The sequence below is a fragment of the Flavobacterium sp. MAHUQ-57 genome, from assembly GCF_051908335.1.
Classification (GTDB): domain Bacteria; phylum Bacteroidota; class Bacteroidia; order Flavobacteriales; family Flavobacteriaceae; genus Flavobacterium.
Genome location: NZ_JBPZTE010000006.1, coordinates 301,918 through 318,973 on the forward strand (window position 1 = coordinate 301,918; position 17,056 = coordinate 318,973).

At 33.3% G+C, this 17,056-nt stretch carries 12 protein-coding genes; 1 reads left to right on the forward strand and 11 read right to left on the reverse strand.

What is annotated here, in order from left to right; genetic code table 11:
* Nucleotides 1-110: 110 nt before the first annotated feature.
* The 9 genes from ACS8MM_RS01630 to mnmE all read right to left on the reverse strand — a co-directional run bounded on the left by ACS8MM_RS01630 (nt 111) and on the right by mnmE (nt 11,459).
* A complete protein-coding gene (locus ACS8MM_RS01630) occupies nt 111-1,655 on the reverse strand; it encodes a UvrD-helicase domain-containing protein (RefSeq protein WP_379712353.1) in 1,545 nt (514 codons plus the stop codon).
* The gene (locus ACS8MM_RS01635) at nt 1,642-3,507 is read right to left on the reverse strand and encodes an ATP-dependent nuclease (protein ID WP_379712355.1); all 1,866 of its coding nucleotides are present in this window, start codon (nt 3,505-3,507) and stop codon (nt 1,642-1,644) included. The genes ACS8MM_RS01630 and ACS8MM_RS01635 overlap by 14 nt, the downstream gene beginning before the upstream one ends.
* 244 nt (nt 3,508-3,751) lie before the next feature.
* On the reverse strand, nt 3,752-4,468 hold the full coding sequence (locus tag ACS8MM_RS01640) for a hypothetical protein (protein WP_379712357.1): 717 nt from the start codon (nt 4,466-4,468) through the stop codon (nt 3,752-3,754).
* Between the two features lie 325 nt (nt 4,469-4,793).
* Nucleotides 4,794-4,985 carry a cold-shock protein gene (locus ACS8MM_RS01645; RefSeq protein ID WP_379712359.1) on the reverse strand — a complete coding sequence of 64 codons (192 nt, stop codon included), beginning with the start codon at nt 4,983-4,985 and terminating at the stop codon, nt 4,794-4,796.
* Nucleotides 4,986-5,217: 232 nt separating this feature from the next.
* Complete coding sequence (locus tag ACS8MM_RS01650) at nt 5,218-5,721, reverse strand: ExbD/TolR family protein (protein ID WP_379712361.1); 504 nt, start codon at nt 5,719-5,721, stop codon at nt 5,218-5,220.
* A 13-nt stretch (nt 5,722-5,734) separates the two neighbouring features.
* Nucleotides 5,735-7,357 carry a S8 family peptidase gene (locus tag ACS8MM_RS01655; RefSeq protein ID WP_379712363.1) on the reverse strand — a complete coding sequence of 541 codons (1,623 nt, stop codon included), beginning with the start codon at nt 7,355-7,357 and terminating at the stop codon, nt 5,735-5,737.
* A gap of 131 nt (nt 7,358-7,488) precedes the next feature.
* The gene (locus ACS8MM_RS01660) at nt 7,489-7,689 is read right to left on the reverse strand and encodes a hypothetical protein (RefSeq protein WP_379712365.1); all 201 of its coding nucleotides are present in this window, start codon (nt 7,687-7,689) and stop codon (nt 7,489-7,491) included.
* 109 nt (nt 7,690-7,798) lie between these two features.
* Nucleotides 7,799-9,526, reverse strand: a complete 1,728-nt coding sequence (locus ACS8MM_RS01665) for a hypothetical protein (RefSeq protein ID WP_379712367.1) — start codon at nt 9,524-9,526, stop codon at nt 7,799-7,801.
* 532 nt (nt 9,527-10,058) lie between these two features.
* Nucleotides 10,059-11,459 carry a tRNA uridine-5-carboxymethylaminomethyl(34) synthesis GTPase MnmE gene (gene mnmE / locus ACS8MM_RS01670; RefSeq protein WP_379712369.1) on the reverse strand — a complete coding sequence of 467 codons (1,401 nt, stop codon included), beginning with the start codon at nt 11,457-11,459 and terminating at the stop codon, nt 10,059-10,061.
* A 353-nt stretch (nt 11,460-11,812) separates the two neighbouring features.
* Here mnmE and ACS8MM_RS01675 point away from each other — a divergent pair, with 353 nt between their 5' ends.
* Entirely contained in the window at nt 11,813-12,676 is an 864-nt protein-coding gene (locus tag ACS8MM_RS01675; protein ID WP_379712371.1) for a hypothetical protein, read from the forward strand.
* A 68-nt stretch (nt 12,677-12,744) separates the two neighbouring features.
* Here the strand turns inward: ACS8MM_RS01675 and ACS8MM_RS01680 are convergent, their stop codons facing one another.
* Together ACS8MM_RS01680 and ACS8MM_RS01685 are read right to left on the reverse strand one after the other, a co-directional pair.
* Complete coding sequence (locus ACS8MM_RS01680; RefSeq protein WP_379712373.1) at nt 12,745-13,164, reverse strand: OsmC family protein; 420 nt, start codon at nt 13,162-13,164, stop codon at nt 12,745-12,747.
* Between the two features lie 150 nt (nt 13,165-13,314).
* The gene (locus ACS8MM_RS01685; RefSeq protein ID WP_379712375.1) at nt 13,315-17,046 is read right to left on the reverse strand and encodes a metallophosphoesterase; all 3,732 of its coding nucleotides are present in this window, start codon (nt 17,044-17,046) and stop codon (nt 13,315-13,317) included.
* Nucleotides 17,047-17,056: the final 10 nt, after the last annotated feature.

The window sequence follows — 17,056 nt, forward strand, 5'->3', positions numbered from 1 at the left end:
TATTACTTCCCGATGCAAAAAGAAATGCACCCTTTGTTTATGTGGTGTTTTGAGGTTGGCTCAATGAATACTCAGTGAATAATGTGGAAATAATAATCTTTTCAATCATTTTAGACAATTTGGATATTAAGAGATTTTAATTTATCGATTACGGTTTTATCGGGTTTCTCTAGAGATGTGATACACAATATCTCTCTTGCTCTGCTAAAGGCTACATATCCAAGTCTATAATCATCATCTGTATCATGAACTACGTTTTTAAAATCAAGCCATTTTAGTAATTGCTTATTTGTTTTTGATATTACTAAAACATTAGTTGCTTCAAGTCCTTTTGAATTATGTATAGATGAACAAAATCGATCACTATCTGAATATTTTGTAACTATTTTTAAACCTTCTAATGCTTTAGAAGTATTGATGTTTTTATTTGTGTCATCTGGAAGATTGATTTTGAATTTTTGTTTAAACTCATTAATAATGTACGCTCTATCAACTTCAAAGTTGTGAATTCGAATATCTTTTAAAATTGAGAAACAAAACTCTCTATATTTTAAATGTTTTTCTCTTTTGTCTTTGTATGGGATAATCTTTAAAAATGTAGTTTTGTTTATTCCAAGTGTACTTAATATTATTCTTGAGCATTCATGAAACATAGTTTTAGTAGTTCCATTGTCAAAATTAATTTTATTTACATTACTAATGTCATTAAATGTATCCCAATCTTTAGCAATAATTAGGCTAAACATTTTCCCGTTTTCTTTTTGAATATTATGATTGACCATTATTTGACTGTATTTTTCTACAATTTCAGGTTTAGTATCACCTATAATAAAATAGACAGGTATTTGATTACATTTTTTCTCTTCGGGTAATTCTTGTTGATAACCAATTTTATTATTGAAATTATTTATTAGGTTAATGATACTCTTACTACATCTATTATTAATTGTAATTGTGTTAGTTTCAAAATGTTTATTTCTATTAAACTCTAAAATTGGACTTGCTAAAAAACCATTTGGTTTTGGTTCTTTTGATAATTGACTTTGTGTATAAGAAAAATTATAAATTGATTGAAGAGGGTCACCAATACAATAAAAGTTGGTTTTCCCTTTTAAGATAATTTCATTAAAAATTTTATGTTGATACAATCTCATATCTTGATATTCATCAACAAAAATATAAGCTAATCTAGTTGAAACTTGATTGCAAATAGTTTCTTGACTTATTAATTCAAATGATGTCTCTAAAATTTTATCATATATTATAATTCCTTTTTGAGAGCTTAGTTCATTAGCCTTTTTTATACAGCTTGCCTTTTCAGCAAAGAAATTTTTTGATTTATAAGTTAAATTTACTTTATCAATATAATTTTTATCTAAAGGTAATAGATTGAATAAATATGCATAAGGGTCAATAATAAACTTTGTCAAAAAACTATGAGTAGTACTTATATGAAGATTATGAGGAATATTAATTTTTTTAGATACCCTTTTTTTTATTTCTTCTGTGGCTGCATTAGTATAAGTAACAACTGCACAAAATTTTTCAGGATTATTCTTTAGATGAGGAATTATTTCGATAATTTCATTAATCATTTGATGTGTTTTACCTCCACCAGCACCTGCAATTACAACTTTAGGTTTAGTTACTTCCATCTTTAGCAGGTATTAGAAAATTGAAACCATCAAGAATATACTTAGGAACATTAAATTCGTTATCCTCATTATAAAGGATTTCAGATAAATTTGTTGCGAATTCAGATTTATAATCTCCTGTTTTTTCTCCTTTATCATTTTTGGGTTCAATTAAATGAAAGAAAGCACCCGTATCCAAACTCTTGTTAAAAGCATCAGCAAAATCCTTGTTCCCTGAATTTGGTCTTGTTAGTTTTATTGCTTCAAGAATAGTAACTCTTGAATTTTCATCATTCTTGTTCTCTTCAATGATTTCTATTTCAAAAGTAGGTGTATTTGTTTTTTGAATATCTACAATGTTTTTGTAGTCTTTAAAATCTTCCTGTAAGTTTTCAGCTCTTTTTCTTTGTTTTGTATTAATATCGCTGTCTGTTAGGACTAAAGATTTAATGAAATAACCGTTTTTCAATATTTTCAAAAAATGTTCAAATGAGACTCCATTTACATTTACGACAGAGATTCCCTCTTTCTCAAGAGACCTACCATATGTTCTCTCAAAAAAGATAGGAAGTAATGTTTGTTCAGCTATGCCTTCAACAAAAATTATTTTTCTAGCAAAAAACATTGTTGATTTCGTTGCATCTAAAAATCGTGATAAATATCTAATACTATGTTGTGCATCTGCATCAATTTTCCCATTCGCATTTGCAAAATTATTGAGGATGTAGTGATTTGATATTAAACCTTTTTCTTGGTCATTGAAAACTACTACAGTATTTTCTAAATCTAATTTACTTGTTATGTGTGTTGAATGACTAGTGATGATTATTTGTAAGCTATCATTTGTTAGTCTTTGAATGTTTTTTGCTAAATGTTCTTGTAAATGAGGATGTAGGTGTGCTTCTGGTTCTTCAATAGCTATAATTCTAAAACAATTAGTATTGTCATTAATTGAAATTAAATGCGAAAGTATTAAGGATATAAAAAGAATATTATTTCTACCAAGACCATTTCGTTCTACGGTAATAGGGGCATTCCCATAAACCAAACTTAATTTTTTTAAAATTTCATTTTCCTCAATTTTTGTAAATTCAAAATCAACTTTATTGAAATCTTCATTTTCTACTAAAGATGTTTTTTCGAGGAATGTTGAAATTTCAGTTTTTAAATTTGTTAAGGTTGGATTTTTATCAACTTCATCTTTTAGAGCCTTTAAAACTACTTTTATATCTTCAAATTTTCCTTCTCCAAGATTTGTCAGTACTTTATAAAGTAGTCTATAATCTCCACTTGCGATTAGTTGAGTTTTGGCATCTCTTAAGGCATCTAAAAATTCAAATTTTAGCATTTTCAAAAAATAAAAATCAACTTGTTTGGTTTCATCAAGACCACCATAGACAATATACTCATATTTATTTATTGGAAAATCGATACTAGTAATACCTTTATTTCTTATATCGGTTATCCATTCTGTCAAGTCTTCTCTTAATGAATAGTGATATGTTAATTTTGCAGTAGTTAAGGATTCATCAATCAACCAATCGGCAACAACAGCTTCTTGTTTTGGATTGCCAACAAAATTGGTTAATTCTACTTCAATTTTAACTTCTACAAACCTAATGTCTTTAATTGGTTTATTGGCATCTATAACATCTGCTTTAAAATCATTTATTGCATTAAAATTGATATCTTCAATTTCTAAGGTTCTTTTTCTATAAAAAGAAATATCCTGACTAAAAATTAAGCCAAGAGCATTTAATAGGTTTGTTTTGCCAATATTGTTTTCTCCAATTATAAGAGTAAGTTTTTTTAAATCTATTTCAAATGATTTAAAATTTCGGTAATTTGTTATAAGGACTTTGCTAATTATCATACTTTTCCAATGTTTAGAATAAAATCAAAAATACACTTCGTTATTCTACTTTTAAATATACTTAAGCTATATGGGCCATTGAATCTTAATAAAATCATCAAAATATTTTTGCATAATATTTTTTCTACAGAATAGATAAAAGCAATATTATCTGATAGCAATATTTAAAATTTATTTTTTCTATACCTAATGCTTTCATATGTGCTTCAACTCAGTTTTTAGGTATTCTAACTAAAAGAAATGTTCACAATACCGTATCCAGTTTTTCTATATGAATTTTATGATCTGATGATTTGTTTAAAACTCTTAAAAAAATATATTTATCATTGAAATACAATATTTCAATATTTTTAATGTCACCGTATTTTTTTTCTAGCTTTGTAAAGTTGTCAATTGGAATGGTAATATTGATTTTTATAAACATTATGATGCTTAAAGTGAGACCTGTAAAAAAAATGACTAATGAAACAATCCAATTTATTTTATTGATTTTTATTATTGATTGTTCATTATCATTATTTTCAATTTTTAAGAAAATACTACATCCAAACACAAAAAATATTGATACTTGATGAAGGAAGTCAAGCAAAGTATCTGAAGAAGTTTCCTTGTTATAAAATAAAATTATCAGTATATTAATAGCTTGTAATATTATGATGAAATAACTTATGATTAGTTTGATTTCATTTGAAAGATTATTAGTAATCTTCATTATATATTTAGCAATATATAGGGGTAGAATAACGATTGAAGTAAAATATAAAAGGATAAATAATCCATCAGCAATTAATTGACTTATTGAAAAAAATCTTATCAATGAAGGTGAAATTATAATTAATTGAATTGTTTGTTGTAGTCCTCCAAGAATCGTTGGAATAAGTATAAGTAACGGTAAATTATTTTTAATCTGATTTTTGGTTTTAACAAGATTTTGATAACTATTTTCTGGAATTTCTATCATTATAATTTTATATAAATACTTAGTAATTAAAATTATGTATAAAAGTCAACCTCTTCTAAAGACATTCTGTAAAAAGTACAGTTGGATAAAATAGGATAACTCAAACATAACCATTCCCCAAACAACATCAAATACGTGTTTCTACGTGTTTTTAAACAACAAACCTTGTCAAAGCGTTATATGCTAACAGGCTTACTACTCTAATTTCAAGAAGTCTAACAGTCTAAATACTGTTTAGTGTATTGAATGATAGTTAAAAAAAATAGAGATAAAAAAAAGTCCCTACCATGGGCAGGGACTTTGTAACTCAACTTATAATAGTGTATTACGCTAAAACTACGTTTATTGCATTAGGACCTTTACGGCCTTCTTCCACGTCAAAACGAACTTCATCATTCTCACGGATCTTTTCCGTTAGTCCTGAAACGTGAACAAATATTTCGTTACCACCGTCATTTGGTGTGATAAAACCGAAACCTTTTTCTTCATTGAAGAATTTTACTGTACCTTCTTGCATTGTAAATGTATTAATTTGTGCAAACGTAATCTATTTTTTTTTAAAATACTGATAAATAAGGATTTATTTGGTACTAGTTCCTTTTTGAACAATTCGGTTTTCGGGTGGAGTGGAGGTAGGGTTGCCGTTTGTATCAACAAATCCTGTCAGGATTACTACTCTAATTTCAAGAAGTCTAACAATCTAACAGGATGCTAACTATTAAAAATGGTACATATCTCATTATTGTATTTTACTTTTTGCTTGTCAGTAATTGCATTTCTTCCGGAGTAATATCAACTAACGCGTAAGTAGGTACTTTAGCAATAGCCATCTCATCCAAAATATCCATCATCTTTTTATAACCCCCTTTTTTACTCATTTTGATAAGTACAATTCTCTCATCTTTTCCATCTTTTGAAAGTATCGACTTCAATCGTAATAACTCCTTTCGGATACCATTTTCTCCATACTCAAATTCTTTAGGCTTTTCCAGAGGAGAAGACAAGAGGCCAACATAACGTATGACTTTATTGCTATCACTAACTAATATGGTTATTGCTTTCGCAGCTTTTTTTGGATTCATACTGATTGTATCTTTTTGGATCTCACCATCCTCAATAACACCAAGCTCCATCGATTGAGGCTTTGATAAAGAGGTTGTAATAACAAAAAAGGAAATCAACAGAAAAAAGGCAGCACACACTGCAATCAGAATAATCCATGTTTTTTTTGATGTATTGTTTTCTTTCTTCATTTGTAAATACGAATTATTTTTTCCCTTTACTCCATTTTTCAGCAAGTTCCATTGCATTAAACACATTCAAAACCCTTCCCGTTTTTGACAGTTCTGAAAATGGAACTTTTTTGTTTAGTGTTGGTGCATTTACCTCAAAATCAATCTTTGTTCCTGATTCTAATATGATTTGTTTTACTTGCTGTACCGTTAAGTTTGGATAATAAGACCAAATCAAAGCTGCTGTACCGGAAACCACTGGTGCGGCTAACGAAGTTCCCGAATCAAAGTTATATTTGCTTCCCTCTACAGTCGTATAAATATCTTCCCCCGGTGCAAATAAATCAACGTTCTTTTTACCGTAATTTGAAAAATACGAAACCATTTTTTCCCCATATTTACTATTAATGGAACCCACATTGATAAAATTGCCACTTATTTCTTCTTTGTTGTCATAGTTATAATCATTCGGATAGAAAGGGGATTCATCAATACTCAGTCCGTCATTACCTACTGCATGTACCAAAAGCACATTATGACTTTCAGCATACTTAAAGGCTTCTTTAATCCAGTCTTTGTGAAGCGAAAAATTCTTACCGAAAGACATATTGATTACTTTAGCACCGTTATCCACTGCATAGCGGATTGCGGTAGCAATATCCTTATCATGTTCATCACCTGAAGCAGAAACATGTAAAGGCATTATAATTATATCATCTGAAAATCCACTTATCCCAATATTATTTTTTCCACAAGCTCCAATTATTCCTGCAACTCTGGTGGAATGTTCATTGATTAATTGAATACCGGAGATATTTGCACCAATCTTATTATTTCCGTATCCGATTTCTAATTGATTAGGATTGTCGCCTATTTCCCTTCTTTCTTGAAAATCAATATTTATGTTTCTTTCTATAACCGAATCTAGTTGGGCTTTTTGCTCTTGTATATGTTCTAAAGTAGTATGTCCAACTTCAAAACTTGTCATCATATAATGAATCAAAGCTCCTAAATCCTGATCGTTGTCGTCTCTTCTTTGCCTAAAGGTCTTGTCATTTATCTTATACTTTTTATATAGACTGTCCAATTGTTTATAAGTATAATCTTCTTTCGGAAAAAAATGTTTTAAAGTATCTTTAATATTTTTATACACACCAAGTTTAAATACTAACGATTTTCTCCAGTTTTTATAAAATTTATCTTTAGTTTCATAAAGTTTGATGGCTCTTTGGAACTCATCATAGTTTTCAAGTTCAGCACTTTGAACATCTTCTCTTTTTACATTTTGAAATTTATTGCTATGTTCTCTAATAAAGCGAACGTATTCATAATTTTCGTAAACCATATAGCCACCTTTTTTGGTTCCAAGAAAATCCCACCCATTTATATCATCAATGTATCCGTTTTTATCATCATCAATTCCATTATTAGGGATTTCTTTTTTATTGATCCAAATGGCAGGTTTTAAATCTTCATGATTTAATTCAATTTGTGTATCTAATACAGCAACAATGACTTTTTTCGTTTTAGTTGTTTTTCCTTTTTTTAGGCTGTGGAATTTATTCAGCGAAATGCCTAAAACTTTATCTTGTTCGAAGTCTTTTTTATACCAGTCTTTTAAAATCGTTTTTTCTTCAACAGTTTTTTGTGAATACAAACTAAAATTTATTAAAAATAGTAGAATTATGTATTTAATTGAGTTCATTTTTTAGTGTTTGATTTTTTTGTTTAGATAAAAGAATTGAAACTTTATTTTTTAAATAAAGTTTCAATTCAAATCATTAGGAATTATTTCAGACAATCGGCTGAAGAGCTTGCCGCACCTCCGTTGCCAGCACCTCCTCCATTACCATTTCCTCCTGTAATGGTTAAGTCAATTGTAACGGTTGGCGGCGCATCATTACCTCCTCCTTTAACTGATTTTAAATTATTCAATTCTAAAACACTGAATTTTTTAAATTGTAACTTTTCTTTTTTAATTTTTTTCATGTCTTTTTAAATTTGATTTCGGCAAATGTAATTATTTGGGATTTTCGTAAACTCTGAATTCAGCGCCTAGTTCCCTGAATTAATAAATTCAGGGTCGAATTCATTGAAATCAGGCACTTTCCTTCATTTTTTTCAATTCGTTAATAAAGAAACTTGGTTTTATCTTCATTCTTTTTTGAAAAACTATTGAAAAAGTATCTTCATTGTTAAAACCAAATTCTGTAGCAATTGCTTCGATCGTATATTTTAAAAATTCAGGATTTTGTTGTAATCCAAGAACGCATTCATCTATCCGTAAATCGTTAAGATAGTCATTGAATTTTTTCTCTTTATGTGTATTAATTACTTTCGATAAGTAAACCGTGTTGGTATTACAATCTTTTGCCAGAGATTGCAATGTGATGCCTTGTTTTAGAAAAGTCTTTTGGCGTTCAAAGTCATATAGACTTTTTAGGATACGAGTCTCAACATCTTTTGCAATGTTTAATTCTTTACTTTTAATTGAATTTTTTTCTTTTAAATTAGTATCCTTTTCTTCAAGTGATGGTTGTGTTTTAGCATCGTTTATGGTTATTTTACTTTGGGTATCGATGATGATCTTTTGAAATCTCTCTTTGTAAATTTTCTTTATCCTGTATTGATAGTACAATAATCCTACTACAGCAATTATTAGTAGTATTGAAATTATCAGGTAAATCGAATTATTATTTTGTAAGGATGCAATCAATGCTTCTTTTTGTTTGAATAAATGAGGTATATCATACTCTTTTACAAGTAATTTGTACATAGTATTGTGAGTTTTCTGGAAAGTACTGTCAATACTGATATACTTTGTTAAATATTCCAGTTGTTTTTCTTTATTGCCTGTTTTCTTATAATGTGAAATCAGATAATGATACCCACCAATTAATTCCGGAAACATTATTTTATCCTTTTGGTGTATGGAATCCACTTTGATGAAGTTTTTTACCGCTTCGCTTGTTTTTCCTTGTCCTTCATTAATTTTTCCTAAATAGTAGTAGGAAGCCATAATGTTGGCCTTATCATTATTTTGTTTTAAAAAAGGTAGAGCTTTACTTATACTGTCAGATGCAGTCTTGTAGTTTTTTGTGAGAACCTGATTTGCACCTTCGTTTAATATGAATAGATTCAGCAGCTGTTCATTATTTGTTTTCTTAGTTTCTTTGTAACCTAACTTATTGTAGTAGGTTGCAGAATCAGTTGATTTTAATGCTTTATATGAATCTGCAATCCCGAATATCGCTTTTTGATAAATAACTTTTGAATAATCAGTTCCGAAGACTTCCCCATTTTTATAGTGATTGAATATCTCTTTATATATATTCAAAGCTTCTTTGGTTTCACCTAAACTTTCTGATTTTGTAATGGCTACATAATATCGGGCTACATAATAATCATCGATTCTGTTTTTATGAATTGCATATTTTTCGGCAAGTAAATAGTTTTGTAAGGCTTCGTTATACTTAAACAGGCTTTCTAAAATAAATGCTTTCTCACAATAGGCCGAATTTGGAAAATGTTCATCATCTGTATTAATGGAGTATAGTATGACAGAATCCAAATAAATTAATGCTTTGTCTTTTTCATGTATTAAGGAGTGAAGGTAGTATCCTCTGATAATTTTATTGTTGTTCTTTTCTTTTTTTGCCTTATCTAAAAATGCTTTAGCATAAATCTGCTGTTTTGTTTTGTTGTTAGCATTATCAAAAAACAGTTTTTTCAATTCATCATAACTTTCCTTTTTAGCTTCTTTTTGAGCAGACATGATGGAAAAAGAGAAAATGAATAAGCTTAAGATGAAACTTCTGAAATGCATGAGGTATTTTTTAATATTTGAAAATCGTCTGCAAACATATTAAAAAAAGGAAGTTGTAAGAAATAATTTATTAAATCAAAACTAGAATTTATGAATTCAGGGTAATATGATTTGTGAAGTAATAAAAATGGCTATAGTTTTGACTTACAAGAAATGTTAACTGATTAAATTTTTAGACAAGAACTCATGATAAATTTTTTGGTAGTAAAAGAGCATGTTTTTGTAGCCGAAACCGTTTACAATTTCGACTATTTTTTAAATACTTTTACCAGTATACTAAGCATAGCAGTAACACTAATCGTGTATATGGAATCGTCAACTTATACCGGAAACTAATTAAGTTTTTAGATGCGAATTCATAAGAGTTGTAACTTATGCAATCGTCAAATTGTAGTGAAAATATAATAAATTCCTTGAAAGGAAATGGTAAAAATAAAGCCTTTGGAAACCAAGGCTTTTTAATATTCAAAATTGATTAAGTTGATGACTTAGACAGTCTCAAAATCTAAGAAGTCTAAAAAGTCTAAGAAGTCTATTTACCTATACAAAAATTCGCAAAGATATTCCCCAACAATTCATCATTACTTACTTCTCCTGTAATTTCACCAAAGTAATACAAGGCTTGACGGATATCAATCGCCATTAGGTCAGAAGACAAGCCCGATTGCAGTCCCCATTGTACCTTCTGGATTTCTTCCAAGGCTTTGAGTAAGGAGTCGTAGTGGCGTGTATTGGTCACGATCGTTTCGTTATTGCGTAAGGCACCGGTATTGATGAAGGACAACAATTGGTGCTTTAAGTCGTCAATACCAAGGTTTTGTTTCGCTGAAATCGTTACCAGGTTTACACTCAAGGCTTCCAACTGTTCTTTAATCGCTGCTACTTCAGCATCCGATAGCAAGTCAATTTTATTGATGACCACTAATAAAGGTTTTAGTGGGTATTTGTTTTTTACTTTTTCAATTTCGGTAATGTATTCGGCACTTTGCGATTTGAATTTTAGGCTTTCGAATAGGTATAACACGACCTGTGCCTGATCCATCTTTTCGAAGGTTTTTTGGATACCAATGCTTTCCACCACATCTTTCGTTTCACGGATACCGGCCGTATCGATGAATCGAAAACCGATACCGTCAATAACCAATTCGTCTTCAATGGTATCGCGGGTAGTTCCGGCGATATCACTCACAATGGCACGTTCTTCATTCAATAAGGCATTCAATAAAGTCGATTTCCCTACATTGGGTTCTCCTACAATGGCTACCGGAATTCCGTTCTTGATGACATTACCTACGGCAAAGGAATCAATTAAACGTTTCAAGACAAACTCAATACGGTTCAACAGTTCTTTGAACTGGGTACGATCGGCAAATTCGACATCTTCTTCCGAAAAGTCCAATTCCAATTCAATCAGCGAAGCGAAGTTCAACAACTCCTGACGTAAATGGGCTATTTCATTGCTAAAGCCACCGCGCATTTGCTGCATGGCGATTTGATGACTCGCTTCGTTATCGGAAGCAATCAAGTCGGCAACTGCTTCCGCTTGGGATAAATCCATTTTACCGCTCAGGAACGAGCGTAAGGTAAATTCACCGGCTTGTGCCATACGACAACCTTTACGCAGTAATAACTGAATGATTTGTTGTTGGATGAAAGTAGAGCCGTGGCACGAAATTTCCACTGTGTTTTCACCCGTATACGAATTGGTTCCCTTAAATAGCGATACCAATACCTGATCCAATACTTTGTCGCCATCGACCACATGTCCCAAATGCAGGGTATGTGATTTCTGCTTCGTTAAATCTTTGTTGTGTATCGATCGGAATACTTCCGACGCAATAGTAATGGCGTCTTTTCCGGATAGTCGGATCACAGCAATAGCTCCAGCCCCCGAAGGAGTAGCCAGGGCAACAATGGTATCATTATGAATCATGTTTCTTCTTGAAAATGGATTGGGCAAAGGTAATGATTAGTTATGAATTATGAGTTATGAGTGATGGCACATAGTCCTTAGCGTTTAGTCCGGAGTACTTAGTGCATAGTACTTAGTGGGTTTTTAGTATTCAAATCGCTTTTAATTGGTATTGGTCGTTTAGGTAGCTGAGTTATGGTTACTGAGCTTGTCGAAGTAGCAAAGCCAAGTGGTACTAATCGCTTTTTAGACAGTACTAATCGCTAAGAACTAAGTGCTCTTTACTTGGTACTTATCACTCAATTAAAGTCACTAAGGACTAAGTACTATGCACTAAAAACTAAAATCACTAAATTAGCAGTAAAATTACTTCTATGAACTATTTACCGTTTTCAGTCGCAGCAATAACCCTAATGGCTTTTACTTTTTGTTCTTCCGATAAAGAAGAACTGAAAACGGTTTACAAGTTGCCTAAAGCACTGGAAGAAGTCTCCGGAATAGAGTGGGTGGACAGCTCGCTTTGGGCTATTGAAGACAGTGGTAATGATAACGACTTGTACCGTTTGGATACGAATGGTGAGATAGCACACACAATCCGTATTACTGATGCGACGAATGTCGATTGGGAAGATTTGGCTTCCGATGCAACAGGGAATATCTATATTGGAGATTTCGGAAACAATGACAACCTACGCCAAGATTTATGTATATATAAAGTAAGTAAGGAAACCTTAGGCAATACAACTACAACTGCCGCAGCGAAAACAACGTTCAGTTATCCGGACCAAACGGCTTTTCCTCCTCCAGCCAGTGAACGACTTTTCGATGTAGAAGCTTTTATCGTTTACCAAGATTATTTTTATCTGTTTACCAAAAACAGAAGTACGAATTCGGATGGTAGCGTAACAATATATAAAATTCCCAATCAACCGGGAACTCAAACAGCTGTTGTATTAGGGAAATTGAATAGTTGTACCGACTTTAATACCTGCGCAATTACTGCAGCAGCAATTAGTCCGGACCAACAGAAAGTGGCTATCTTGAGTCACAATAAGTTATGGCTCTTTAAAGACTTTACCTCTGACCAATTTCATGAGGGTACAAAAACCGAATTGTCACTAAACCATTACTCCCAAAAAGAAGCACTGACATTTATCAACAATTCGGTTCTATACATTGCCGACGAGAAAGTGAAAAAATCGGGCGGCAGGGTTTATGAATATACTTTAAAAGAGTAGTGAGTTACTAAGCTTCTAAGGTTTTAAACTCGTAGCAGTTTAGCATCTCAGTCCCTTTTTGTCTCAGATCAAACTAACTGTGCATCAAGGATAATTTCGGTATTCAGTAATTTAGAAATCGGGCATATCTCTTTCGCTTTTTGAGCAGTTTCCTGAAATTCCTCATTACTGATTCCCGGTACACTGCCTCTAAGGGTTAAGTGCATTTGAGTGATGGTACCGTCCTCAAAAGTAATCTTGGCTTCGGTATCCAAATTCTCAGGGGTATATCCAGCACCGCTTAATAAAAAACTCAGCTGCATGGTAAAACATCCTGAATGAGCCGCTGCTACTAATTCTTCTGGATTTGTGCCTATACTTCCGTCTTCAAATCGTGTCTTGAAGGATAATTGGGCGTTGTTTAATGTGGTGCTTTGGGTCGAAATTGTCCCTTTTCCTTCCATTCCGGTGCCTTTCCAGTTGGCATTTGCTTTTCGTGTAAATTTCATGATGTGTATGTTTAAGTGATTATTAATTTAGTCCTTAGTCCTTAGTCCTTAGTTCTTAGTCCTTAGTTCTTAGCAATTAGTATATCTCATACTTTGCTTTACTCCATTTGTTTCGTTTTCAACAAGACTTGGGTTAAAACTTGAAACTCTTTAAAATCCAAAACCTAACCCAAACGCAATCCTATTTCCGTCTGATCCGTTAAAATAGGTGATTCTTGCGGTTACTGCATTTAGTCCGTTCAGCCATAATCCACCACCTACCGAGTGATGCCATTGCTTCGAATCTTCTCCATCTATCCAAACACGTCCATAGTCATAACCTCCTAAAAGGCCATACTGCATAGGTAATAAACTTTGGCGTATCTTCCCCAATCGTAACCGTAAATCACTGCTCTGATAAAAGGATTGCTTTCCTAAAAAGCGTTCGGTTCGATAGCCTCTTAAATCATAATCTCCTCCTAATGTTGCGGCTTGGTAAAATTCATAATTGTTGTTGAGTACGGCTTTGGCCTTTACTAAAGTACCAAAAACCAACTCGCCTTTGGGCAAAACTTTATGGCTAAAACCATAGGTGCCTTCCAAATAGGGGAAATTGCGATTTTGATAAGTAAGATTGGTTTTCCAACTGGCCAATACCGAGAACGTCATTCCCATAGTCGGATTGGATACATTGTCATAATTCTCAAAAGTGTATTTGAAATCGATTCCGGCAAACTGCTGGTACTCGAATACTTTTGGATTCACCGCGCCAGGCATCGCAACAAAACGTCCCGGTGTATCTTCAACTTCTATGTTTTCAAAGGTGGGTTGCACCAGAACAGTACTACCGTTTTTCCCTTTTCGGATGAGCGATGGTGCTATTTTTAACAGTTGTATTTTTACCCGATTGTAATTCATTCCCGTGACATCATCATTGTTGTCGATTGCATTGCCATAACCAAAATAATTGATGCTGAAATTGGGCGTGGTATAACGGGCATCTAGCGCTAAATCCCAATTGCCTAAAATTTTGGCAAAAGTTCCTTTGTAAAAGATCTCGAAACCTTCTGTAGCAAAATAATAGTTGCCTTTGAACTGATGGTTTTCCGTATACGGATTGCTATTAAAACCGTAACGCGTATAATTTAAAGTGACACCCAATTTCACACCGTCATCGGGGTTGGAACCAATGGAAGGTAAGATCATCAAAGCATTCGGCTTTTTGTTTTTGCTGTAAAATTCGTTGATTTCGTAATTATCAGTCAGTGTCACACACGGATGACCATTTCCAGTTAAGGTAGTTTCTTTCGATTTGAAATCGTAAATACGTATTCTTTTGCCATTGTCAATGGTGTATTTGTCGTGATTTTGCCCGCCGATAAGTCGGATAGGGATGAGGTTCGAACCTTTTCCATGCACTTCAAAACTATCTTCATCATCCAAACCATAAATAATGATTTCCTTTGTTTCATTGGCAGAGTAGGTTCTCGAAAACAGTTTTTCCTCTCCGTCTTTTTTAATTCGGAAGCGACTAATTGCCGTTATCCCGTTCTCTTGTCGTTCAATAACGAACTTGTCTTTTTTATCGGTTCCCAACAATAGCACGTTTTGGTTCAGTAGCTCACGGTAATGCAAAGCATAGGCCTCCAAATTTTGAAGACGGTGGCTAAGTTTACTTTTGATTTCAGCCGTAGTCGCATCATTATTCATTTCCTTTGGAAGCAAAGCAAAAGCTTGCGCAATAGCCTCTGGTGTAAGTTGACTAACAATATGCCTTGCTTGTTGTATCCATACGTTAGGATCATTGTTGATAATGAAAGCGCTATCCATACCATTGGCTTCAAAATTGAACCATTTGGCATTGGGTAGGTTTTTTTTGAACGATTTCATATGACGGGCAGCAGGAACGTCGGTAATCAAACCCAATAAGTTACCGTCAATTTTGGCAAATGCCTGATCTCGGTCACGTGGAATGGGTTGGTAGACTATAGTGTTGCCTTGCTTGAATTCGGCCCAACGCCATTGGTCAGGATGACGGTCCCAATCGCCAATCAACATATCAAAAAGACGCGCTTTAATGTAACTTGCTTCATCCACCCGGTACTTTTCATCTTTTCGTAAATTGGCCATTACTTCATCAGAACCTACGATGGCATCGGGTTTTCCAAAGCTTTCAACATCTTTCTGTGAATCGGTTGGTCGTTCTTCAATCATGTACAATGCATCGCCGAAACCTTCATTGTATTGTCCCAAAGCCGGCTGTTTCGGAACGTAAAACAATTTCGGATTGGAATGAAAAATGCCTACTTTATCAGCTAAAGCGCCAACAATGAATGGGGTATACGGATGGGCCGTGGTATAGTAATCATATATAAAACGTTCGGCTGTGGTATTCTGAAAATCATTTTGAATGTTTTGCTCTTTGAATGCCACCGTTTGCAGAAAACGTTTCGCGCTTTTCTTTAAGGCGCGCATTACATATTCTTTACCGTTTTTATCTTTCAGTCGTAAGGATAATGATTGATGACCGCCTCCAGAGATAGTAGGTTGTAATCCACCGTAAAGCGTATCCAACTGAACGACTTGTGCTTCAACAGGCTTGCTGTAATACTCTCGGTAATGTTTACCCCATAAAAAACGGTAAAAACCGCTCTTTTGTGTCATTTTTTGGTCATAAATGACGGCATTTACCGTCTTGCTGGTCTGTCCGGTATAGACTAACGGGGTTTCCTTTTTTTCTTTGATAATCTCCTGACGGAAGATTTCTTTTTCAGTAGTTCCTTCTGTACTGTAAAACACAACTTGGGCACTGCCGTTTTCCTTGACATTCAGAACAGCATAACCTTTACCACCAAAGGAAAAGTTATTGGGATAAATGGCTCTGGCTGCCTCTCGTTTTGAAGCGGAACCACTCACAATCTGTTGGATGCCATCATGAGCAATGTATTGCAAATTATGCTCATGACCCGATACTACGATAATATTGTCTTTGTCCTGAATAATGGGCTTTAAACGATTGACAAATGCGGTATATTGCTTGTTTTGCATATCCTGCGGACTCACACCGGATGTTTTTCGTATCAAATTGACAAAGGAACCTAAGACAGGTAAAGGAATCGGAAAATGGGAAGGATATAATTGTTTTCGGAGGGAAAACTGCCCACCATGCGGACCATTAGTGAGTAAGGGATGGTGAATGGCCAATACTAGGGTTTTGTTCTGGTTCTTATTGATCAAGCTTTCCAATTCTCCAAAAAATTGATCCCGGGTTTTAATATCGCAATTGTCATTGATGTAGGGTTGTTTGTCCCAATCTTCCAAATACCATTGACTATCGATGGCAATTAATACCAAGTTGTCATTGAGTGTAAGACTTTCAATTCCGCAGCCTTTTCCTGGAAGAAAGGCTTTCTTTTGTTTCAAAAAATTGGATACGAATAACTCTTGTTCCTGTAATCCTTTTAAACCGTGATACCAATCGTGATTACCCGGAATGAATACTGTTTTCCCTTTGAAATCTTGTGTAACTTGGAGTTGATTGTTCAATTTGATTTCGGCTTCTTTCCGTTCTTGGGTTGTTTTTTCTACGGGCATGCCCAAAGGATAAATATTGTCTCCAAGAAATAGTAACGTTGCCTTTTTATCAGCCTTGTCCAGTTTTGCTTTAAGTAGTGATAAAGTTTGCTGCGTTTGTTGGTCATCTGCATTTCCGGCATCACCCACCAAAAACAAAGTATGACTGTTTTTTATCGTGTCTTTTTCTTCTTCTGACTTAGTTGAGGTAGTAGAAGTACCGAATTGTATCGTATGGGTAGCACAGGCATTGAACAGGAATAGTAGGGCGGTATAGCAAAACAGTGTATAATTTTGTTTGATTGATTCGTTTACCCAAAACAATTTCATAATTTAGTAG

What these genes read in the sequence shown, in the direction of transcription:
- ACS8MM_RS01680 (WP_379712373.1), bottom strand. Translation starts at nt 13,164, where the DNA reads ATGAAATTTACACGAAAAGCAAATGCCAACTGGAAAGGCACCGGAATG.
- ACS8MM_RS01675 (WP_379712371.1), top strand. Translation starts at nt 11,813, where the DNA reads ATGAACTATTTACCGTTTTCAGTCGCAGCAATAACCCTAATGGCTTTT.
- ACS8MM_RS01640 (WP_379712357.1), bottom strand. Translation starts at nt 4,468, where the DNA reads ATGATAGAAATTCCAGAAAATAGTTATCAAAATCTTGTTAAAACCAAA.
- mnmE (WP_379712369.1), bottom strand. Translation starts at nt 11,459, where the DNA reads ATGATTCATAATGATACCATTGTTGCCCTGGCTACTCCTTCGGGGGCT.
- ACS8MM_RS01665 (WP_379712367.1), bottom strand. Translation starts at nt 9,526, where the DNA reads ATGCATTTCAGAAGTTTCATCTTAAGCTTATTCATTTTCTCTTTTTCC.
- ACS8MM_RS01660 (WP_379712365.1), bottom strand. Translation starts at nt 7,689, where the DNA reads ATGAAAAAAATTAAAAAAGAAAAGTTACAATTTAAAAAATTCAGTGTT.
- ACS8MM_RS01635 (WP_379712355.1), bottom strand. Translation starts at nt 3,507, where the DNA reads ATGATAATTAGCAAAGTCCTTATAACAAATTACCGAAATTTTAAATCA.
- ACS8MM_RS01630 (WP_379712353.1), bottom strand. Translation starts at nt 1,655, where the DNA reads ATGGAAGTAACTAAACCTAAAGTTGTAATTGCAGGTGCTGGTGGAGGT.
- ACS8MM_RS01650 (WP_379712361.1), bottom strand. Translation starts at nt 5,721, where the DNA reads ATGAAGAAAGAAAACAATACATCAAAAAAAACATGGATTATTCTGATT.
- ACS8MM_RS01645 (WP_379712359.1), bottom strand. Translation starts at nt 4,985, where the DNA reads ATGCAAGAAGGTACAGTAAAATTCTTCAATGAAGAAAAAGGTTTCGGT.
- ACS8MM_RS01685 (WP_379712375.1), bottom strand. Translation starts at nt 17,046, where the DNA reads ATGAAATTGTTTTGGGTAAACGAATCAATCAAACAAAATTATACACTG.